Origin of the sequence: Cellulomonas denverensis, assembly GCF_012396125.1 — a bacterium.
Taxonomy (GTDB): domain Bacteria; phylum Actinomycetota; class Actinomycetes; order Actinomycetales; family Cellulomonadaceae; genus Cellulomonas; species Cellulomonas denverensis.
In genome coordinates, this window is sequence record NZ_JAAXOX010000003.1 from 179,783 (window position 1) to 196,510 (window position 16,728).

Sequence of the window (16,728 nt, forward strand, 5' to 3'; positions counted from 1 at the left end):
GTGGCCGGTGATGGCGGGCAACCTCAGGCACTTGCGGAGACCGGGTGAAGGGAGCGTGGGCGGCCCGGGCGCGCCCAATCGGACAATCCACGCAGTCGACCGCAATAGCACGGCTCGGCTTGACGGATGGGAACGACACCCGTGTAATTTCAGTCAACACGCGGCGAGTCGCAGCTGTGCGTCCCCCCAGGGAACGGACGGCGCGCCATCGCCCAGGGGGCACCACCGATAGCACTTCACCACGATCGAGCGCGGAGGCACACATGTGGAATCTGCTCGACGACGACGGGGGCTTCCCGTCCGACGCGCTCACCTCTCCGTCGTCCGAGGGCGCAGCGGTCCTGCCGCTGTTCGGCAGCCCCGACGACGACGGACTGATGGGCTGGCAGGAGCGGGCGCTGTGCGCCCAGACCGACCCGGAGGCCTTCTTCCCGGAGAAGGGCGGGTCCACCCGGGAGGCCAAGAAGGTCTGCCAGAGCTGCGAGGTCAAGGCCGAGTGCCTGGAGTACGCACTGGAGAACGACGAGCGCTTCGGGATCTGGGGCGGGCTGTCCGAACGCGAGCGCCGCAAGCTCAAGCGGCGTGTGGTCTGACGACCCGGGGCCCTCGGGCCGCATGATGGCCTGAGGATGCCCGAACAGACTCCCTCCACCGGCTCGGTACCGGCCGCCACCCTCGAGGTGACCGCGGTCCTGGTCACCCGCGGCCGTACCCCCTTCCTCCCGGCCACGTTGCGTGCGCTGGCCGCCCAGACCCGTGCCCCCGGCCGGGTGGTGGTGGTCGAGGTCGACGACGAACCCGATCCCCGGCTGCCCGCCACCCTGGACGCCGCCGGGGTGCGCGCCACCCTGCTGCACGACCCGCGCGCCACCACCTTCGGCGCCGCGGTCCGCACCGCCGCGGGCTCCGGCACCGAGGGGTGGCTGTGGCTGCTGCACGACGACAGCGCCCCCGACCCGACCGCCCTGGCCGAGTTGGTCCGCGCGGTGGAGGCCGCCCCGTCGGTGACCATCGCCGGACCCAAGCAGCGCACCTGGACCCGTCCGGTACGGCTGCTGGAGGTCGGGGTGCGCACCTCCCGCTCCGGCCACCGGGCCCGCGACGTCGAACCCGGTGAGGTGGACCAGGGCCAGCACGACGGCCGGGACGACGTGCTGGCGGTGGGCACCGCCGGGATGCTGATCCGCCGGGATGTCTGGACCGAGTTGAACGGGCCGGACCCGGTGCTCGGGCCGTTCGGCGACGGGCTGGACCTGTGCCGGCGCGCCCGGCTGGCCGGTCACCGCGTGGTCGTGGTGCCCGGTGCGGTGGTGCGGCACGCCCAGGCCTCGCTGCACGGGCTGCGCGGCGCGGATGCCGGCCCGGACGCCTTCGTCGATCTGGATGCCGACGGGGAGCCGGACGGTGCCGACCCCCGCCGTTCCTACGCCGCCCGCCGGACCGCGCTGCTGCACCAGCGGCTGACCGGTGTCCCGCTGCTCGCGGTGCCGTTCGTGGCGCTGCTGGCCTGCCTGACAGCGGTGCTGCGGATGCTGGTCCGGATCGCCGGGAAGGAACCCGGTCTGGCCGCGGCCGAGATCACCGCCACGCTGCGTGCCCTCGGCCGCCCGGGCGCGGTGATCCGCGCCCGTCGCCAGGCCCGCCGTACCCGGCGGCTGCCCCGGGGCGCGATCCGGCCGCTGCAGGCCGACCTGCGCACGGTGTGGCGGCAGTGGCGCGACCGCCGTCTGACCCGCGCCGAGGCCCGCCGGGTCCGCCGGGCGCCGTCCGAACTGGAACTGCGCGAGCTGGCCGCACTGGCCCGCCGCCGACGGGTCACGCTGGCGGTGGGCGTGGTCGCGCTGCTCGCCGTGACCGGCCTCGCCCTCGGCCGCCAGCTGATCGCCGTGCTGGGCGGTGCCGGGCTGAACGGCGGCGACCTGATGCCGGCCGGTTCCGGACTGTCCGATCTGTGGCAGACCGTGTCGACCGGCTGGGTGCCCGCCGACCTCGGCGACCGCGGCCCGGCGGACGCCCTGCTGACCGCCCTGATGCCGTTGACCGCGCTGGCCGGCGGGAGCCTGGATACCGGGTTGGCCGTGCTGGTGCTGGGCTCGGTGCTGCTGGCCGGGCTGGGCGCCTGGTTCGCCGCCGGTGCCGCCACCCGCTCGGTCGGGGTCCGGCTGTGGGCGGCGATCGCCTGGGCCGCGCTGCCCAGCCTGCTGCTCGCCGCGGGGGAGGGCCGGGTCGGTGCGCTGCTGGTGCACCTGGCACTGCCCTGGTTCCTGCTCGGCCTGGCCCGGGCGGCCGGTGTGCAACAGGTGGACCGGGTGGCCTCCGGCCTGGACACCGTGGACCGCGATCCGGTGCAGGCCGGGCCCGACGTGGCCGCGGAGGACTGGCCGGACCCGGAGGCGTGGGCGCGGTCCGGGTTCCGGGAGATGCGCCGGGGTGGTCGGCGGCGCCGCAAGGGGACCGACGCTGTCGGGGACGCCAACGGCGAGGGGCACGCCACGTCCGAGGCTGCGGCCGCTGAGGGGAGCGCTGCCTCCGAGGGGCACGCCGCCGGGGATCGCAACCACGGCGGGGCCGCGGACGCCTCCGGTCCCTCCGCGACGCCCGGCGACGAAACCCCCGGCCACGAGCCCACCGACCCCGGCCACGAGCCCACCGACCCCGGCCACGAGCCCGCGACCCCCGCCGCCCCGCCCCGCCCCGCCGCGGCGCCGACCCCGGCCCTGGCCCCGGTGACCACCTCGATCACGCTGCCCGCCCTGGACCACCCGGGGGACCCCGATCTGCAGCCGGGCACCGCCCCGGCCGAGGACCCCACCCCCACCGGCTCGATCGCCGCCGCGGCGGGCGCCTCCCTGGCGCTGGCACTGGTGGTGGCCGGCGCCCCGGTGCTGCTGCTGCCCGCCCTGGTGCTGCTGGTGGTCGCCGCCTGCTGCGCGCCGAAGGGCCGCCGTCGCCGGCTGGTGCTGGCCGGGCTGCCCGCCGTGGTGCTGCTCGGCCCGACGCTGGCCGAGGCCGCCTCCCGTGGCGCGGAGGGCTGGCGGCTGCTGGTCGCCGACCCGGGGTCGCCGCAGGCCACCGCGCCGGTGGACGCGGTGCTCCAGCTCCTGGGCGTCCCGGCCGACGTGAGCGGGCTGGTGCCCGGTCCGGTGGCGGAACTGCTCGGCACCGATCTGGCCGCCTGGTGGCCCGCGCTGGGGGGCGCCGGGATCCTGCTGCCCGCCCTGGTGGCGCTGTGCCGCGGCCGCGAGGTGGCCCGCGGGGTCCGGCTCGGCTGGCTGATGGCGGCCCTGGGGTTGGCGGTGGCCGCGCTCTCCGGCCGGGTGGTGGTCGGCCAGCAGGGCGGGACGGCGGTGACCGGCTGGACCGGCACCGGGCTGTCCTTCGCCTATGCCGGGCTGCTCGCCGCCGCGGTGCTCGGCACCCGGGGCGTGCAGCGGGTGCTGGCCGGATCGAACTTCGGCTGGCGCCAGGTGACCGCCGGTGTGGTGACCCTGGTGGCGGTGCTGCTGCCGGTGGCCGGCTGGGCGGGGTGGGCCTGGCAGAGCCACCAGCAGGAGGTCGGGGCGCTGGACACCCTGGACCGGTCGGTGGTGCCCGCGATCGGGCGGCAGACCCAGCAGGGCCCGGACGCCCCGCGGGTGCTGGCCCTGACCGTGGACGCGGACGGCATCACCGGCTGGCAGCTGCTCCGCGGCGACGGACCGCGGCTGGTCGAGGAGTCGGCCGTGGTGCGCACCCGTGGCCTGACCGGCGAGCTGGCCGACCCCGGGACCGCCGAGGACGACCCGGCCACCGCCGAGCTGGTGGACCTGGTGGCCCGGCTGTCGGTGGGCTCGGGGGAGGACGTCTCCGCCGAGCTGGCCGCGCTGGCGGTGGCGGATGTGCTGGTGCCCACGGTGAGCGAGGACGACACCTCGGTGCGCGGCCAGCAGCGGACGGCCCTGATCGGCCGCCTGGACGCCACCCCCGGCCTGGAACGGATCACCGAGGTCTCCGCGGGCGTGATCTGGCGGGTGCAGCCGACCGCCGCCGGTGGTGACGTCGACCAGGTGGTGACCGCCTGGGCCCGGCTGCTGCCCGACGCCTCCGCCGCCTCCGACGCCCAGGGGCTGTCCGGCTCCGGCGCGGTGGCCGTGGCGGCCCAGGGCACCACGGTGGACACCACGATCCCGGCCGGTGACTCCGGTCGCCTGCTGGTGCTGGCCGAGCGCGCCGACTCCGGGTGGCGGGCCACCCTGGACGGACGCCCGCTGCGCAGCGTGACCGAGGGCTGGCGGCAGACCTTCGAGGTGGGCGCCGCGGGTGGCCACCTGGTGGTGAGCTACCAGCCGGCCGACCGCACGCCCTGGCTGATCGCCCAGGCGGTGGTCGGGGTGCTGGCCCTGCTGCTGGCGGTGCCGGTGCGCCGCCGCCGGGCCGGGAGGAGATGAGATGACCGAGCCGACCACGCCCGAGCCCCGTCGCGGGCGCGCCGCCCGGTGGCTGAGCGGGCTGCTGGTGCTGGCGCTGGCCGGTGGGGCCACCGCGCTGGGGGTCGTCCTGCCCCGCACCGACGTCGCCGCCTCCGGTGCCACCGAGGTGGACGTCCCGGCGGGCACCACCAGCCTGGTGTGCCCGGGGCCGCTGACCCTGCCCGAGGAGTCGGGCGCGGGCGGGTCGGACTTCCAGCGGGTCCCGGTGGACCCGGTGGTCCGGACCTCCCTGCTGGACACCGCGGGCGGCAGCTCGGTCACCGCCACCGTGCTGGACGGCGACACCACCTCGCTGTCCGGGGGGTCTGCGCTGGTGGACGACCCGGCGGCGCCGGTGCTGGTGACCGCTCCGGCCCAGGACGGTGAGCCGGCCCGGGTGGCGGGCAGCACCAGTGCGGTGGTCACCGACGGCGACCTGCGCGGACTCGCCGCGGGCAGCTGCACCACCGCCGCCTCGGACGTCTGGCTGGTGGGCGGCAGCACGGCCCTGGAGAGCACCGCCGATCTGGTGCTGGTCAACCCCGGCGTGACGGCGGCGCAGGTGACGCTGACCATGTGGGGCCCGGCCGGTCAGGTCGACCTGGCGAACTCCACCGACGTCCTGGTCGCCCCGCAGTCCAGCCGCACCGTGGTGCTGCCCGGCGTGGCGGCGGAGGAGCGCCGGATCGTGGTGCACGCCCAGGCCTCGGGCGGCCAGATCTCCGCGTACCTGCAGGACTCGCTGCTCGACGGGCTGACCCCGCGCGGCACCGATCTGGTCACCGCCGGCGCGGCCCCAGCGCAGCGGCAGGTGGTGCCGGGGCTCGAACTCGCCGAGACCGGCGCCGAGGACGCGGACACCGCCCAGCTCCGGCTGGTGGCGCCCGGGGACGAGGACGCGACCGTCTCGGTGACGATGGTCGGGCCGGACGGCGAGGTACCGCTCACCGGGGCCCAGGACCTGCAGCTGCCCGCCGGGGTGGTCACCGACGTGTCGCTGGGCGGTCTGCCGGCCGGGTCGTACACCGCGGTGGTCACCAGCGACGTGCCGGTGGTCGCCGGGGCGATGCAGGCCCGGGAGGGCAAGCCGGGCGAGCAGGACTCCGTGCCCAGGATGGACCGGAGCTGGGCCGCATCCACCGGTACCGGTGGCGGACTGGTCGCGGTGCCGGCCGGATCGCGGGGCCGGGTGCTGCTGTCCGTGCTGGACGCCGAGGGCGCGGCGGTGACCGATCCGGCCGACGAGCCCACCGCCACCCCGACCCAGGGGCAACGACCGGACGAGGACGCGGACACCCCCACCGGGCCGACCGTCGACCTGCCGATCCGGATCTACGGCGAGTCCGGCCTGCTGGACGAGCGGGAGGTCACCGTCGAGGTCGGCAGCACCACCCGGCTGGACCTGGCCGCTCTGGACCTGGACGAGGACGTCCTGGCGGTGGAGGTGGTGCAGCCGGACGGGGTCGAGCTGGCCTGGGCGCTGTTCGCCTACCGGCAGCAGAGCGACGGCACCCTGCTGTCGGTGGTCTCCCCGCTGCTGGACCGGGACACCGCCTCCACGGTGCTGATCCGCCCCGAGGACCGGGCCGGCCTGGACTGAGCCGGTCCGGCGGGCACGGCGACCGGCTCAGCGTGCGGCGCGCAGTTCCAGCTTCTCCCGCAGCCCGAGCCCGGCGCTGATCGCGACCCGGACCGGCCACTGGTACCAGCGGTGGTACCGGCGGTGCAGGTACTGCTTGGCGCTGGCGTGATGGGCGGAGATCATCCGGGACGGGCGCGCCTTCCAGGACACGCCACCGACGTGCACCACCTCGGCCTGCGGCACGTAGACATTCGCCCACCCGGCACGGCCGAGCCGTTCGCCCAGGTCCACGTCCTCGAAGAACATGAAGTAGTCGGCGTCGAACCCGCCGACCGCCTCGAAGGCCTCCCGGCGCAGCAGCAGGCAGGCGCCGGACAGCCAGCCCGCGGCGCGCTCGGTCCCGACCGACTCCTGGCGCCGGTGGTAGGCCCGGGTCCACGGGTTGCCCGGCCACACCTTGCCCAGCACCGCATGCCCGGCGCCCTGGGTGAGCGAAGGCAGCTCCCGGGCGGAGGGGTAGACCGTGCCGTCCTCGTTCAGCAGGGCGGGGCCGAGCGACCCGGCGCCCGGCAGCCGCCGGCCCGCGGCGAGCAGGGTGTCCAGGGCGCCGGCGTGCCAGATCACGTCCGGGTTCGCCACCACCAGCCAGTCCTGATCGGCGCCCGCGGCACCGGCATTCGCGCCGCCGCCGTAGCCGAGGTTCTGGCCGGTGCGGACCACCCGGGCACCGGCGCTGGCCGCGACCCGGTCGGTCACCTCCGGGTCGGTGCCGTTGTCCACGATCACCAGCTCCACCGGGCCGGTGGCGGCCGTGGCCAGGCTGTCGACGAAGGTCTCCAGCTCCTGCCCCGGGTTGAAGACGATGGTCACCACGCGCACGGCGGGGGGCGGGGCGGCAGGGGAGGAGGTCATGGCCGGGACAGATTACCGTCCGTCCCCGAGCTGGGGGTCGATCTCCTCCGGCGCGCGGCCGAGCAGGTGGGCGACCTGGTCCACCACCACCTCGTGCACCAGCTCGGCCAGGTCGTCGCTGCCCTCGGCCCGGGTCTCCACCGGCCGCCGGTAGACCACGATCCGGGGCGGCAGACCGGGCTCGCTCGGGAAGCACCGGCCCAGGGGCACCCCGCCGTGCTCCCAGGGCGCGGGATCGGCCGGCGGGACGTCCTCCACCGCGAACTCGACCCCGTCCAGCTGACGGCCCCAGCGCAGTTCCAGCCGTTCCACCGAGCCGAGCACCAGGTCGTCGAAGCGTTCGCCCCGGGTCCGGGCGGCGGGCAGCCCGGCCGGCAGCAACGGCCCGCGCAGACCCCGGCCCCGGCGGTCGCGGCGGCGCACCGGTCCGGCCTGGCGGGGCTGGGAGAAGTCGGGCAGGAAGCGGCGAGGGGCCATCCGGGCACTCTAGCTCCGGGGCCACGACCGGGTGACAGCAGGCGGGTCCTGCCACGGGCCGGGCGACCGGAGAGGTACGGTCTCCCTCGTGAGATCCGTCCGTCAGTGCTCCCGCACCGCGTGCGGTCGTCCGGCGGTGGCCACCCTCACCTATGTGTACGCCGACTCGACGGCCGTGCTCGGCCCGTTGGCGACCACGGCCGAGCCGCACTCCTACGACCTGTGCGCCGAGCACGCCTCCCGGCTGACCGCCCCGCGCGGGTGGGACGTGGTGCGCCTGGCCCCGGAGTTCATCGAGACCGGCCCGAGCCACGACGACCTGGTCGCGCTGGCCGAGGCGGTGCGCGAGGCCGGGCGCCCGGCGCGGGCCGCGGTGCCCGAGGGGCTGCCGCCCGCCGAGCACCTGACCGAGGAACGGCGCCGCGGCCACCTGCGCGTGCTCCGCGGCGACGAGGACTGAGCCGATGGCACAGGGGGCAGGAACCGGACGACGGCGGCAGGCGGCACCGGCCGAGCCACTGGGCTCGCTCACCCGCCCGGACCAGGAGATCACGCCGGGCACGGAGCACTGCGTGTCCTGCGGATCGGAGCAGCTCACCCGGCTGCGGCTGACCCTGGCGGACGGCACCGAGGTCACCTTCGTCTCCTGTCACGCCTGCGAGCACCGCGCCTGGATCCCGGTGGACGGCGACGGCACCCCGCTGACCCGCGATGAGGTCGTCCAGCGTTCGTCCCGCCGCTGACCGTCGCTAGAGTGGCGGGCGTGTCCCAGACCCATGCAGACCTGCCCGACCTGACCGGCCTGATCAAGGCCTACGACGTGCGTGGCACCGTGCCCGACCAGCTCAACTCCGGCGTCGCCTGCGCGATCGGCGCCGCCTTCGCCGAGGTGGTGGTGCTCCCCGAGGCAGCCGCCGGTGACCGGCCCCGGGTGGTGATCGGCAACGACATGCGTCCCTCCGGCCCGGAGCTGGTGGGCGCCTTCGCCGAGGGCCTGGCCGCCCGCGGGGTGGACGTGATCCGGATCGGCCTGTGCTCCACCGACGGGCTGTACTTCGCCTCCGGCTCGCTGGGCATCCCGGGCGCGATGTTCACCGCCTCGCACAACCCGGCCGAGTACAACGGCATCAAGCTGTGCCGCGCCGGAGCCCGCCCGGTCGGGCAGGACACCGGCCTGGCCGCCGTGCGCGACCTGGCCTCCCGCTACCTGGGTGAGGGCCTGCCCGCCCCGGTCGCCGAGCCCGGATCGATCACCGACCGGGAGATGCTCGCCGACTACGCGGCCTTCCTGCGCGGGCTGGTCGACCTGTCCGGCATCCGCCCGCTGAAGGTGGTCGTGGATGCCGGCAACGGGATGGGTGGCTACACCGCCCCGGCCGTGCTGGGCACCGGCGCCGGGCTGCCGGAGCTGCCGCTGGAGGTGGTGCCGCTGTACTTCGAGCTGGACGGCACCTTCCCCAACCACGAGGCGAACCCGCTGGAGCCGAAGAACCTGGTCGACCTGCAGCGGGCCGTGGTCGAGCACGGCGCCGACATCGGCCTGGCCTTCGACGGCGACGCGGACCGCTGCTTCGTGGTGGACGAGAACGGCGACCCGGTCTCGCCCTCGGCGATCACCGCCCTGGTCGGCCTGCGCGAGATCGCCAAGGAGCAGGCTGCCGGCCGCCCGCAGCCGGTGATCATTCACAACCTGATCACCTCCCAGGTGGTGCCGGACCTGGTCCGGGCCGCCGGCGCCACCCCGGTGCGCACCCGGGTCGGCCACTCGTTCATCAAGGCGCAGATGGCCGAGTCCCAGGCGGTGTTCGGCGGGGAGCACTCCGCGCACTACTACTTCCGGGACTTCTTCTTCGCCGACACCGGCATGCTCGCGGCGCTGCACGTGCTGGCCGCCCTCGGTGGGCAGCCGCACCCGCTGTCCGCGCTGGCCGAGCAGTACCAGCCCTACGTCGCCTCCGGTGAGATCAACTCCCGGGTCGAGGACGTGGCCGCCGCCCGCGACCGGGTGATCCGGGCCTACGTGACCGAGCAGGGCGCCGGCCCGGTGACCACCGACGAGCTGGACGGCCTGACCGTCTCGCACTGGGACGGCCACCCGCAGTGGTGGTTCAACCTGCGCGCGTCGAACACCGAGCCGCTGCTGCGCCTGAACGTCGAGGCCGCGGACCAGGACATCATGGAGAAGGTGCGCGACGACGTGCTCGCGCTGGTCCGGCAGGAGAGCTGACATGAGCACCGAGAACACCACCGGCACCGCCGCCTGGGTCCGTGACCTGCTGCGTTGCCCGGTCACCGGCGCCACCCTGGTCGACGGCGTCGGCCCCGGCGGACAGCCCGAGCTGGTCTCCACCGACCCGGAGCGCCCGCTGGCCTACCCGGTGCGGGACGGCATCCCGGTGCTGCTGGCCGCGGAGGCGCGCGCCCTCTGATCCAGCACCACCCAGACGTGGGGCCCCGGGCGGTTGCCCGGGGCCCCACGTCGTCTAGCATCGCCTCCGGTTCGAGCGGACGATGCGGGAGGACGCCTGATGGCACACGGTGGGGGCAACAAGGCGATCATCGCCGCACTGTCCGCCAATCTCGGGATCGCGGTGACCAAGTTCATCGCGTTCCTGCTGACCAGCTCCAGCTCGATGCTGGCCGAGTCGGTGCACTCGGTCGCCGACTCCGGCAACCAGGTGCTGCTGCTGGTCGGCGGCAAGCGGGCCCGGCGGGCGGCGGACGAGGAGCACCCGTTCGGCTACGGCCGGGCGCGGTACCTGTACGCCTTCGTGGTGTCGATCGTGCTGTTCAGCCTCGGTGGCCTGTTCGCGCTGTACGAGGCGTGGCACAAGTTCGCCGACCCGCACCCGATCGAGTCCTGGCACTGGGTGCCGCTGGTGGTGCTGGTGGCCGCGATCGCGATGGAGGGGTTCTCCTTCCGGACCGCGATCAAGGAGGCGAACCACACCCGCGGCGGGCAGTCCTGGTGGCAGTACATCCGCACCGCCAAGGCCCCGGAGCTACCGGTGGTGCTGCTGGAGGACTTCGGCGCGCTGCTCGGCCTGGTGTTCGCCCTGTTCGGGGTCGGGATGACCCTGGGCACCCACGACGGGCGCTGGGACGCGGTGGGCTCGGCGGCGATCGGCCTGCTGCTGGTCGCGATTGCGATCGTGCTGGCGATCGAGACCAAGTCGCTGCTGCTCGGCGAGTCCGCGAGCCGCCGGGACGTCGAGGCGATCAAGGCCGCGCTGGTCGGGGAGGGCGTGCCCTCGGTGATCCACCTGCGCACCCTGCACCTGGGCCCGGAGGAGTTGCTGGTCGCCGCCAAGATCGAGGTGACCGCGGACGAGTCCGCCGCCGAGGTGGCCCACGCCATCGATGCCGCGGAGCAGCGGGTGCGGGCGGCGGTGCCGATCGCCCGGGTGATCTACCTGGAGCCGGACCTGCGGCAGGCGGTCGACGCGGCGGGCTCCTGACCTGAACGGCCCCGGTGGATCGCTCCACCGGGGCCGTTCACGTACCGGCGCAGGGTCAGACCCCGGCCTTGTCCTTCAGCTCGGTGACGAACTCCGGGTTCGCGTCCAGCCAGGTGCGGGCCGACGCGGCCGGGTCGGAGCCGCCGTCCTCGTTGAACATCTGGTTCTCCAGCGAGAACAGCTGCTCGTCGGTGAGGGTGAAGCTCGCGATCATCGCGCTCAGCGTCGGGTAGTCCTCGGCGAAGCCGGTGCGGCCGACGGAGTGGATCTCCTCCGCCTCGCCCATCGCGCCCTCGGGGTCCTCGAGGTCCTTGATCGGGTACTCGTCGTAGGCCCAGTGCGGACGCCACAGGGTGACGGCGATGTTCTCACCGGCGGCAGTGGCACCCTTCAGCTCGGCGAGCATCGCCGGGGTGGAGGAGATGACGTACTCCAGGTCCTCCAGGCCGTAGGTGGGGATCGCCTCGTCCTGGGTGATCCGGGTCAGCCCGGCACCGGCCTCGATGCCGACCAGCCGGTTGTCGAACAGTTCGGCGTTGTCGGCCAGCTCGGCCAGCGAGTCGATCGGCGCGTCCTCGTTCACCGCGATGGTGAGCTTGGCGTCGTCGTACCAGGTGCCCAGGTCCTCCAGCTCGTCGCCGTACTGCTCCCAGTAGTCGGCGTGGGTGGTGGGCAGCCACATGTCGAAGTTCACGTCGAAGTCGCCGCCGGTGACCCCGGTGTAGACCACGCCCGGGTCGGCCTCCTCGGCGGTGACGTCGTAGCCCTCGTCCTCCAGCATGGCGGCGAACAGGTGCGAGACGGCGATGCCCTCGTCCCAGCCGGAGTGGATGCCGATCGCGACGCTGGGCAGGTCGCCGTTGTCCAGCCGGTCGGCGTCGGAGTCACCGGAGCCGGAGGAACAGGCGGTCAGGGCCAGCGTGGCGCTCAGGGCGGTGGCGGCGAACAGGGTGGTGCGGGTGCGCATGTCGTCCTTTCCGTGGGGCAGCATCGGGCCGCCCCGTGGTGGGGGAGGTCGGGAAGTAGTGGGGGCCTCAGCGCGAGGCGGAGGCGGCGGCGACCGCTTGGGCCACCTTGGACTTGGTGCCGAAGGCGCTGGTGACCCGGTCCAGGAACATCGCCAGGATCACCACGGCCAGGCCGGCCTCGAAGCCGAGCGAGATGTTCACCCGCTGCAGGGCGGAAACCACGTCGCCACCGAGTCCGGCGGCGCCGACCATGCCGGAGATGACCACCATCGACAGCGCGAGCATGATCACCTGGTTCACCCCGGCCATGATGGTCGGCAGGGCCAGCGGCAACTGGATCTGGCGCAGGATGCGGCCCTCCGAGGAGCCGAAGGCGTGTCCGGCCTCGACCACCTCGCGGTCGACCTGGCGCAGCCCGAGCTCGGTGAACCGGACGCCCGGGGCCATCGCGAAGATGACGGTGGCGACGATGCCCGGCACGACGCCGACCCGGAAGATCACCACGGTGGGGATCAGGTACACGAAGGCCGGCATGGTCTGCATGAAGTCCAGCACCGGTCGCAGGATGCGGGACACCCGGTCGTTGCGGGCGGCCCAGATCCCGAGCGGGATGGCGATCACCAGGGCGACCGCACTGGCCAGGATCACCAGGGCGAGCGAGTCCATCGCGTTCGTCCACTGGTTGACCATGGCGATCACCAGGAAGCCGACCAGGGTGCCGACCGCGAGCTTCCACCCCTTGGCGAACAGCGCGATCAGGGCCAGGGCGATCACGATCACCCAGAACGGCGGCGCGCTGAGCACGGTGTCCAGACCGTCGTAGGCACCGGTCAGGACGGTCCGGATCACCTTGAACAGCCCGGAGAAGGTGGTGGTGATCCAGTCGACGGCGGCATCGACCCACTCGCCCAGCGGCAGCCGGGGGAGCCAGTCGGCGATGGTGGCGGAGCTCATGCGCGCACCTCCTCGACCTCGGGGGCGGCCGGGGCGACGGCATCGACCACCGGGGTGCCCTCGGGCGGGGTGCCGTTCTCGGCCGGGACCATCGCCTCCAGCAGGGTCACCCGGGGGATGACGCCGACCAGACGGCCCTGGTCGTCGGTGACCGGCACCGGCAGCGGGGACTCGGCGGCGGGGGCAAAGACGTCGGCCAGCGGGGTGTCCGCGGAGACCGAGGACAGGCTGGTGTCCACCCGGCCGACCAGGGTCTCGGCGCCGGCCCGGGTGGCCTGCACCGCGTCCTCGTCCCGGATGATGCCCTGCAACCGGCGGGCCCGGTCCACCACGTAGGCGGCGGCGACCTGCTGCTCGCGCATGGTGCGCAGCGCGAGCCGCGGACCGGCGGTCAGGCTGGCGACCGCGGCGGGGCGGCGCATCACGGAGGCGGCGGTCAGCACCCGGGTCCGGTCCACGTCGGCGACGAACTGCGCCACGTAGTCGTCGGCCGGGTCGGACAGGATCTGCTCGCTGGTGCCGACCTGGACGATCCGGCCGTCGCGCATCACCGCGATCCGGTCGCCCAGGTACATCGCCTCGTTCAGGTCGTGGGTGATGAAGACGATCGTCTTGCCGAGCTTCTGCTGCAGCTCCAGCAGCTGGTCCTGCATCTCGCGGCGGATCAGCGGGTCCAGCGCGGAGAACGCCTCGTCCATCAGCAGGATGTCGGTGTCGGCGGCCAGCGCACGGGCCAGGCCGACCCGCTGGCGCATCCCGCCGGACAGCTCGTGCGGCAGGTGGTCGGCCCACTGGTTCAGCCCGACCATGCCGAGCGCCTCCCGGGCCCGGGCGTTGCGCTCGTCCTTGGCCATGCCCTGCAGCGCGAGCGGGTAGGCGGCGTTGTCGAGCACCGTGCGGTGCGGCAGCAGGGCGAAGTGCTGGAACACCATCGACACCTTGCGCTGGCGGATCTCGCGCAGCTGGGCCGCGCTGACCGCGCTCAGGTCGTCGTCCCCAAGCAGCACCCGGCCGGCGGTCGGCTTCCACAGGCCGTTCAGCATCCGGATCAGGGTCGACTTGCCCGAGCCGGACAGGCCCATCACCACGAAGGTCTCCCCGGAGGCGATCTCGAGGTTCGCGTCGATCACCGCCGCGGTGCCCCACTGCTTGACGTCCTCCCGCCCGGCACCCTCGCGCAGGCGGCGCACCGCCTGCTCCGGCCGCCGGCCGAAGACCTTGTACACGCCTTCGACGCGCAGTCCTGTCACTCATCCACCTCGTCACGTCAGTGACACGCGCACCGGGGGCCACGGTGCTCCGGGTGGAGCACGACGGACCCGCGCCGGCGATCGCGTGTCGGCGGTCGGCAACCCCCTGCGGGCGGCCCCGGGCGCTGGGCGCCGGACCGGCCCTCCGAACGCGGATCGGCCCTCGCATCGCTGCCCCGGACGGGGCGCCGCGAGGGCCGAGTGTTGGCGTTCCATGCCGACCATCTCGTTGATCTGGTCGCCGCCCACCCTTCACCACATTCGCGCAGACGGCGAATGCGAAACGGGCGATTCGATGCCGGGGGACCCCGACTTTACTCAGGTAAAGTCGTGATGACCTGCGACTTTACCTATTCTTGGATCGTTACCGTTTCGTGACACATCAGGGCGTGCCGACCCGGCCCGGCCCGCCCCACGGCGGTGGTGGGGGTCACAGGCGGCACGGCGCAGGCCCGGAAGGTCCACCCGAACGGGGGATAACCCCACCTTGCCGCACCGGGTGCCCGGGTGTCCTATCGAATGCCGGGCGCGGGACGATGGAGGCCGCGAACCAGTCAGCAAGGAGCCCGCCATGTCCAGCCAGCCCGTCACCCCGGAGCCCGGGACGAGCGCCGTCCCCGCGCACGCCGCCGAACCCGACCCTGCCGCCCCGGAGCCCGGTGTCGCGGCGCCCGTCGCCACCCCGGCGCAGCCGGCCTCCGACTGGACCCGGCTGCCCGGGCGCACCTGGCGCGAGCTCGGCTACCTGTGGGTGATGCTCCTGCTCAGCACGGTGGTCTTCGCGTACCTGATCACCGTGGTCTCGCTGACTGCCACGGTGGTGGTCACGGTGGTCGGCCTCTACGCACCGGCGGCGATGATCCTCGGCGCCCGCGGCTTCGGCGGGGCGTTCCGCGGGATGGCCCGCAGCATGCTCGGCATCGACGTGCCCGCGCCGCCGCCGATGCGTGAGGTGCACGGCTTCTGGCGCCGCCTGATCGCCTGGTGGACCGACCCGGCCGGCTGGCGGGCACTGCTGTTCGGGCTGGTGGCCTGGCCGGTGTCGATGGCGGGCGCGATCATGTCGTTCACGCTGCTGGCCATCGGGCTCGGCGGGATCACGCACTGGGCCTGGTACCGCTTCCTGCCGGCGCAGCTCGGCGCCGACGGCCAGATGCACCGCGGCGCGTCCTTCGGCGACAACTACTTCATCGACACCACCCCGCGGCAGTGGCTGCTGATCTCGGCCGGGGTGCTCGCCCTGGTGATCTGGTGGTACCTGACCCGCGCCTTCGGGCACCTGTTCCGGGCGCTGAGCCGGGGACTGCTCGGACCCACCGCCGGCAGCCTGCGGGTGGCGCACCTGGAGCGGACCCGGTCCGCCGCGGTCCAGGACGCCGACGCCCGGCTGCGGCGGATCGAGCGCGACCTGCACGACGGCACCCAGGCCCGGCTGGTCGCGGTGGCGATGCAGATCGGCGACGTGAAGGACCGCCTGGAGGACGGCCCGGACCCGGAGTCCGCCGCCCTGCTCGGTGCCGCGCACAGCGGGCTGAAGGACACCCTGGCCGAGCTGCGCGAGATCGCCCGCGGCATCCACCCGCCGGCGCTGGACGACGGCCTGGCGGTGGCGCTGACCACGCTGGCCGCCCGGTGCCCGATGAGCGTGGCGGTGCGCACCGACCTGCGCCGGGAACCCGACCCGGAGATCCAGACCATCGCCTACTACGCGGTGGCCGAGCTGCTCAGCAATGCGGTCAAGCACTCCGGCGCGGACCGGGCCTCGGTGGAGGTCGGCGGCGGGCGGCGCCGGCTGCTGATCCGGGTGACCGACAACGGGCACGGCGGCGCGGTCCCCGGCCTGCCGGGCGCCTCGGGTGGCACCGGGTTGTCCGGGATCGGCGACCGGGCGGCCGCGGTGGACGGCCGGGTGGAGATCGACAGCCCCGCCGGTGGGCCTACGGTGATCACCGTGGACCTGCCGGTGAGTGCCCGATGAGTTCGACGACCCCGCTGACGGTGGTGATCGCCGAGGACTCGGCGGTGCTGCGCGACGGACTGGTGTCCCTGCTGACCCGGCGGGGGCACCAGGTCCTGGCCGCCCGCCCGGACGCCGACGCCCTGCTGGCCGAGCTGCCCACCCTGCCGCAGCGCCCGGATGTCGCCGTGCTGGACGTGCGGATGCCGCCGACCTTCACCGACGAGGGCCTGCGGGCGGCGCTGGCGATCCGCCGGGACCACCCGGGGGTCGGCGTGCTGCTGTTCTCCCAGTACGTCGAGACCAGCTACGCCACCGAGCTGTTCGGCGCGGACGCCCGCGGCACCGGCTACCTGCTCAAGGACCGGGTGGCCGAGGTACGGGACTTCCTGGACGCCCTGGAGCGGATCGCCGCCGGCCAGACCGTCCTGGACCCGGAGGTGGTCGGCCAGCTGATGGGCGCGGCGCGGGTCGACCCCGGGCTGTCCCGGCTGACCGCCCGGGAGGTCGAGGTGCTGGCGATGATGGCCGAGGGCCGGTCGAACTCCGCGATCGCCGAACGGCTGTACCTGTCCGCCGGCGCGGTGGAGAAGCACGTGACCTCGATCTTCGGCAAGCTCGACCTGGCGCCGGACGCCGGGGACAACCGCCGGGTGCTGGCCGTGCTGCGCTACCTCGACCTGGGGATCTGACCCCACGGGGGATAACCCCACCCGAACCCG

General features: G+C 74.3%; 15 protein-coding genes. 10 read left to right on the top strand and 5 right to left on the bottom strand.

The genetic code is table 11. The features are described 5' to 3' along the window. The first annotated feature begins 263 nt into the window (after positions 1-263). From HGA03_RS07625 to HGA03_RS07635, 3 genes are read left to right on the top strand one after another with little or no spacing between them, the layout of a single operon-like run. Positions 264-593 (top strand): WhiB family transcriptional regulator, encoded by a 330-nt coding sequence (locus HGA03_RS07625; RefSeq protein WP_275407577.1) that lies wholly within the window; start codon positions 264-266, stop codon positions 591-593. Positions 594-629: 36 nt separating this feature from the next. After that, the gene (locus HGA03_RS07630; protein WP_239073503.1) at positions 630-4,427 is read left to right on the top strand and encodes a glycosyltransferase; all 3,798 of its coding nucleotides are present in this window, start codon (positions 630-632) and stop codon (positions 4,425-4,427) included. Position 4,428: 1 nt separating this feature from the next. Next, positions 4,429-6,048 (top strand): DUF5719 family protein, encoded by a 1,620-nt coding sequence (locus HGA03_RS07635; protein ID WP_168629662.1) that lies wholly within the window; start codon positions 4,429-4,431, stop codon positions 6,046-6,048. A gap of 27 nt (positions 6,049-6,075) precedes the next feature. Here HGA03_RS07635 and HGA03_RS07640 read toward each other — a convergent pair whose 3' ends face one another. Further along, positions 6,076-6,942 carry a glycosyltransferase family 2 protein gene (locus tag HGA03_RS07640; RefSeq protein ID WP_168629663.1) on the bottom strand — a complete coding sequence of 289 codons (867 nt, stop codon included), beginning with the start codon at positions 6,940-6,942 and terminating at the stop codon, positions 6,076-6,078. Positions 6,943-6,954: 12 nt separating this feature from the next. After that, positions 6,955-7,419: a metallopeptidase family protein gene (locus HGA03_RS07645; protein ID WP_168629664.1), complete on the bottom strand. Its 465-nt coding sequence runs from the start codon at positions 7,417-7,419 to the stop codon at positions 6,955-6,957. A gap of 88 nt (positions 7,420-7,507) precedes the next feature. Between HGA03_RS07645 and HGA03_RS07650 the strand changes: the two genes are divergently transcribed. The 5 genes from HGA03_RS07650 (at position 7,508) to HGA03_RS07670 (ending at position 10,877) form a co-directional block, all read left to right on the top strand. Continuing rightward, entirely contained in the window at positions 7,508-7,879 is a 372-nt protein-coding gene (locus tag HGA03_RS07650; protein ID WP_168629665.1) for a DUF3499 domain-containing protein, read from the top strand. A gap of 4 nt (positions 7,880-7,883) precedes the next feature. After that, a complete protein-coding gene (locus HGA03_RS07655; RefSeq protein ID WP_168629666.1) occupies positions 7,884-8,162 on the top strand; it encodes a hypothetical protein in 279 nt (92 codons plus the stop codon). Between the two features lie 20 nt (positions 8,163-8,182). Next, on the top strand, positions 8,183-9,646 hold the full coding sequence (locus HGA03_RS07660) for a phosphomannomutase/phosphoglucomutase (RefSeq protein ID WP_168629667.1): 1,464 nt from the start codon (positions 8,183-8,185) through the stop codon (positions 9,644-9,646). Between the two features lies 1 nt (position 9,647). Next, complete coding sequence (locus tag HGA03_RS07665; protein WP_168629668.1) at positions 9,648-9,848, top strand: Trm112 family protein; 201 nt, start codon at positions 9,648-9,650, stop codon at positions 9,846-9,848. 99 nt (positions 9,849-9,947) lie between these two features. Next, on the top strand, positions 9,948-10,877 hold the full coding sequence (locus HGA03_RS07670) for a cation diffusion facilitator family transporter (protein ID WP_168629669.1): 930 nt from the start codon (positions 9,948-9,950) through the stop codon (positions 10,875-10,877). Positions 10,878-10,932: 55 nt separating this feature from the next. On the opposite strand, the gene HGA03_RS07675 is transcribed toward HGA03_RS07670, so the two are convergent. The 3 genes from HGA03_RS07675 to HGA03_RS07685 are packed head-to-tail and all read right to left on the bottom strand — an operon-like array spanning position 10,933 to position 14,049. Next, positions 10,933-11,868 carry a glycine betaine ABC transporter substrate-binding protein gene (locus tag HGA03_RS07675; protein ID WP_247601968.1) on the bottom strand — a complete coding sequence of 312 codons (936 nt, stop codon included), beginning with the start codon at positions 11,866-11,868 and terminating at the stop codon, positions 10,933-10,935. Between the two features lie 43 nt (positions 11,869-11,911). Then, positions 11,912-12,799 carry an ABC transporter permease gene (locus HGA03_RS07680; protein WP_168629670.1) on the bottom strand — a complete coding sequence of 296 codons (888 nt, stop codon included), beginning with the start codon at positions 12,797-12,799 and terminating at the stop codon, positions 11,912-11,914. Next, positions 12,796-14,049 (bottom strand): quaternary amine ABC transporter ATP-binding protein, encoded by a 1,254-nt coding sequence (locus HGA03_RS07685; protein ID WP_168629671.1) that lies wholly within the window; start codon positions 14,047-14,049, stop codon positions 12,796-12,798. The genes HGA03_RS07680 and HGA03_RS07685 overlap by 4 nt, the downstream gene beginning before the upstream one ends. Positions 14,050-14,620: 571 nt before the next feature. On the opposite strand from HGA03_RS07685, the gene HGA03_RS07690 reads away from it, so the two are divergent. Then, entirely contained in the window at positions 14,621-16,027 is a 1,407-nt protein-coding gene (locus HGA03_RS07690) for a sensor histidine kinase (protein ID WP_168629672.1), read from the top strand. Between the two features lie 14 nt (positions 16,028-16,041). Then, positions 16,042-16,698, top strand: a complete 657-nt coding sequence (locus HGA03_RS07695; protein ID WP_168629961.1) for a response regulator transcription factor — start codon at positions 16,042-16,044, stop codon at positions 16,696-16,698. The last annotated feature ends 30 nt before the right edge of the window (positions 16,699-16,728 follow it).

Bases quoted from the DNA above. Each gene is read 5' to 3' on its own strand.
- HGA03_RS07665 (WP_168629668.1), top strand. From the start codon at position 9,648: ATGAGCACCGAGAACACCACCGGCACCGCCGCCTGGGTCCGTGACCTG.
- HGA03_RS07640 (WP_168629663.1), bottom strand. From the start codon at position 6,942: ATGACCTCCTCCCCTGCCGCCCCGCCCCCCGCCGTGCGCGTGGTGACC.
- HGA03_RS07670 (WP_168629669.1), top strand. From the start codon at position 9,948: ATGGCACACGGTGGGGGCAACAAGGCGATCATCGCCGCACTGTCCGCC.
- HGA03_RS07680 (WP_168629670.1), bottom strand. From the start codon at position 12,799: ATGAGCTCCGCCACCATCGCCGACTGGCTCCCCCGGCTGCCGCTGGGC.
- HGA03_RS07675 (WP_247601968.1), bottom strand. From the start codon at position 11,868: ATGCTGCCCCACGGAAAGGACGACATGCGCACCCGCACCACCCTGTTC.
- HGA03_RS07645 (WP_168629664.1), bottom strand. From the start codon at position 7,419: ATGGCCCCTCGCCGCTTCCTGCCCGACTTCTCCCAGCCCCGCCAGGCC.
- HGA03_RS07690 (WP_168629672.1), top strand. From the start codon at position 14,621: ATGTCCAGCCAGCCCGTCACCCCGGAGCCCGGGACGAGCGCCGTCCCC.
- HGA03_RS07625 (WP_275407577.1), top strand. From the start codon at position 264: ATGTGGAATCTGCTCGACGACGACGGGGGCTTCCCGTCCGACGCGCTC.
- HGA03_RS07655 (WP_168629666.1), top strand. From the start codon at position 7,884: ATGGCACAGGGGGCAGGAACCGGACGACGGCGGCAGGCGGCACCGGCC.
- HGA03_RS07635 (WP_168629662.1), top strand. From the start codon at position 4,429: ATGACCGAGCCGACCACGCCCGAGCCCCGTCGCGGGCGCGCCGCCCGG.
- HGA03_RS07630 (WP_239073503.1), top strand. From the start codon at position 630: ATGCCCGAACAGACTCCCTCCACCGGCTCGGTACCGGCCGCCACCCTC.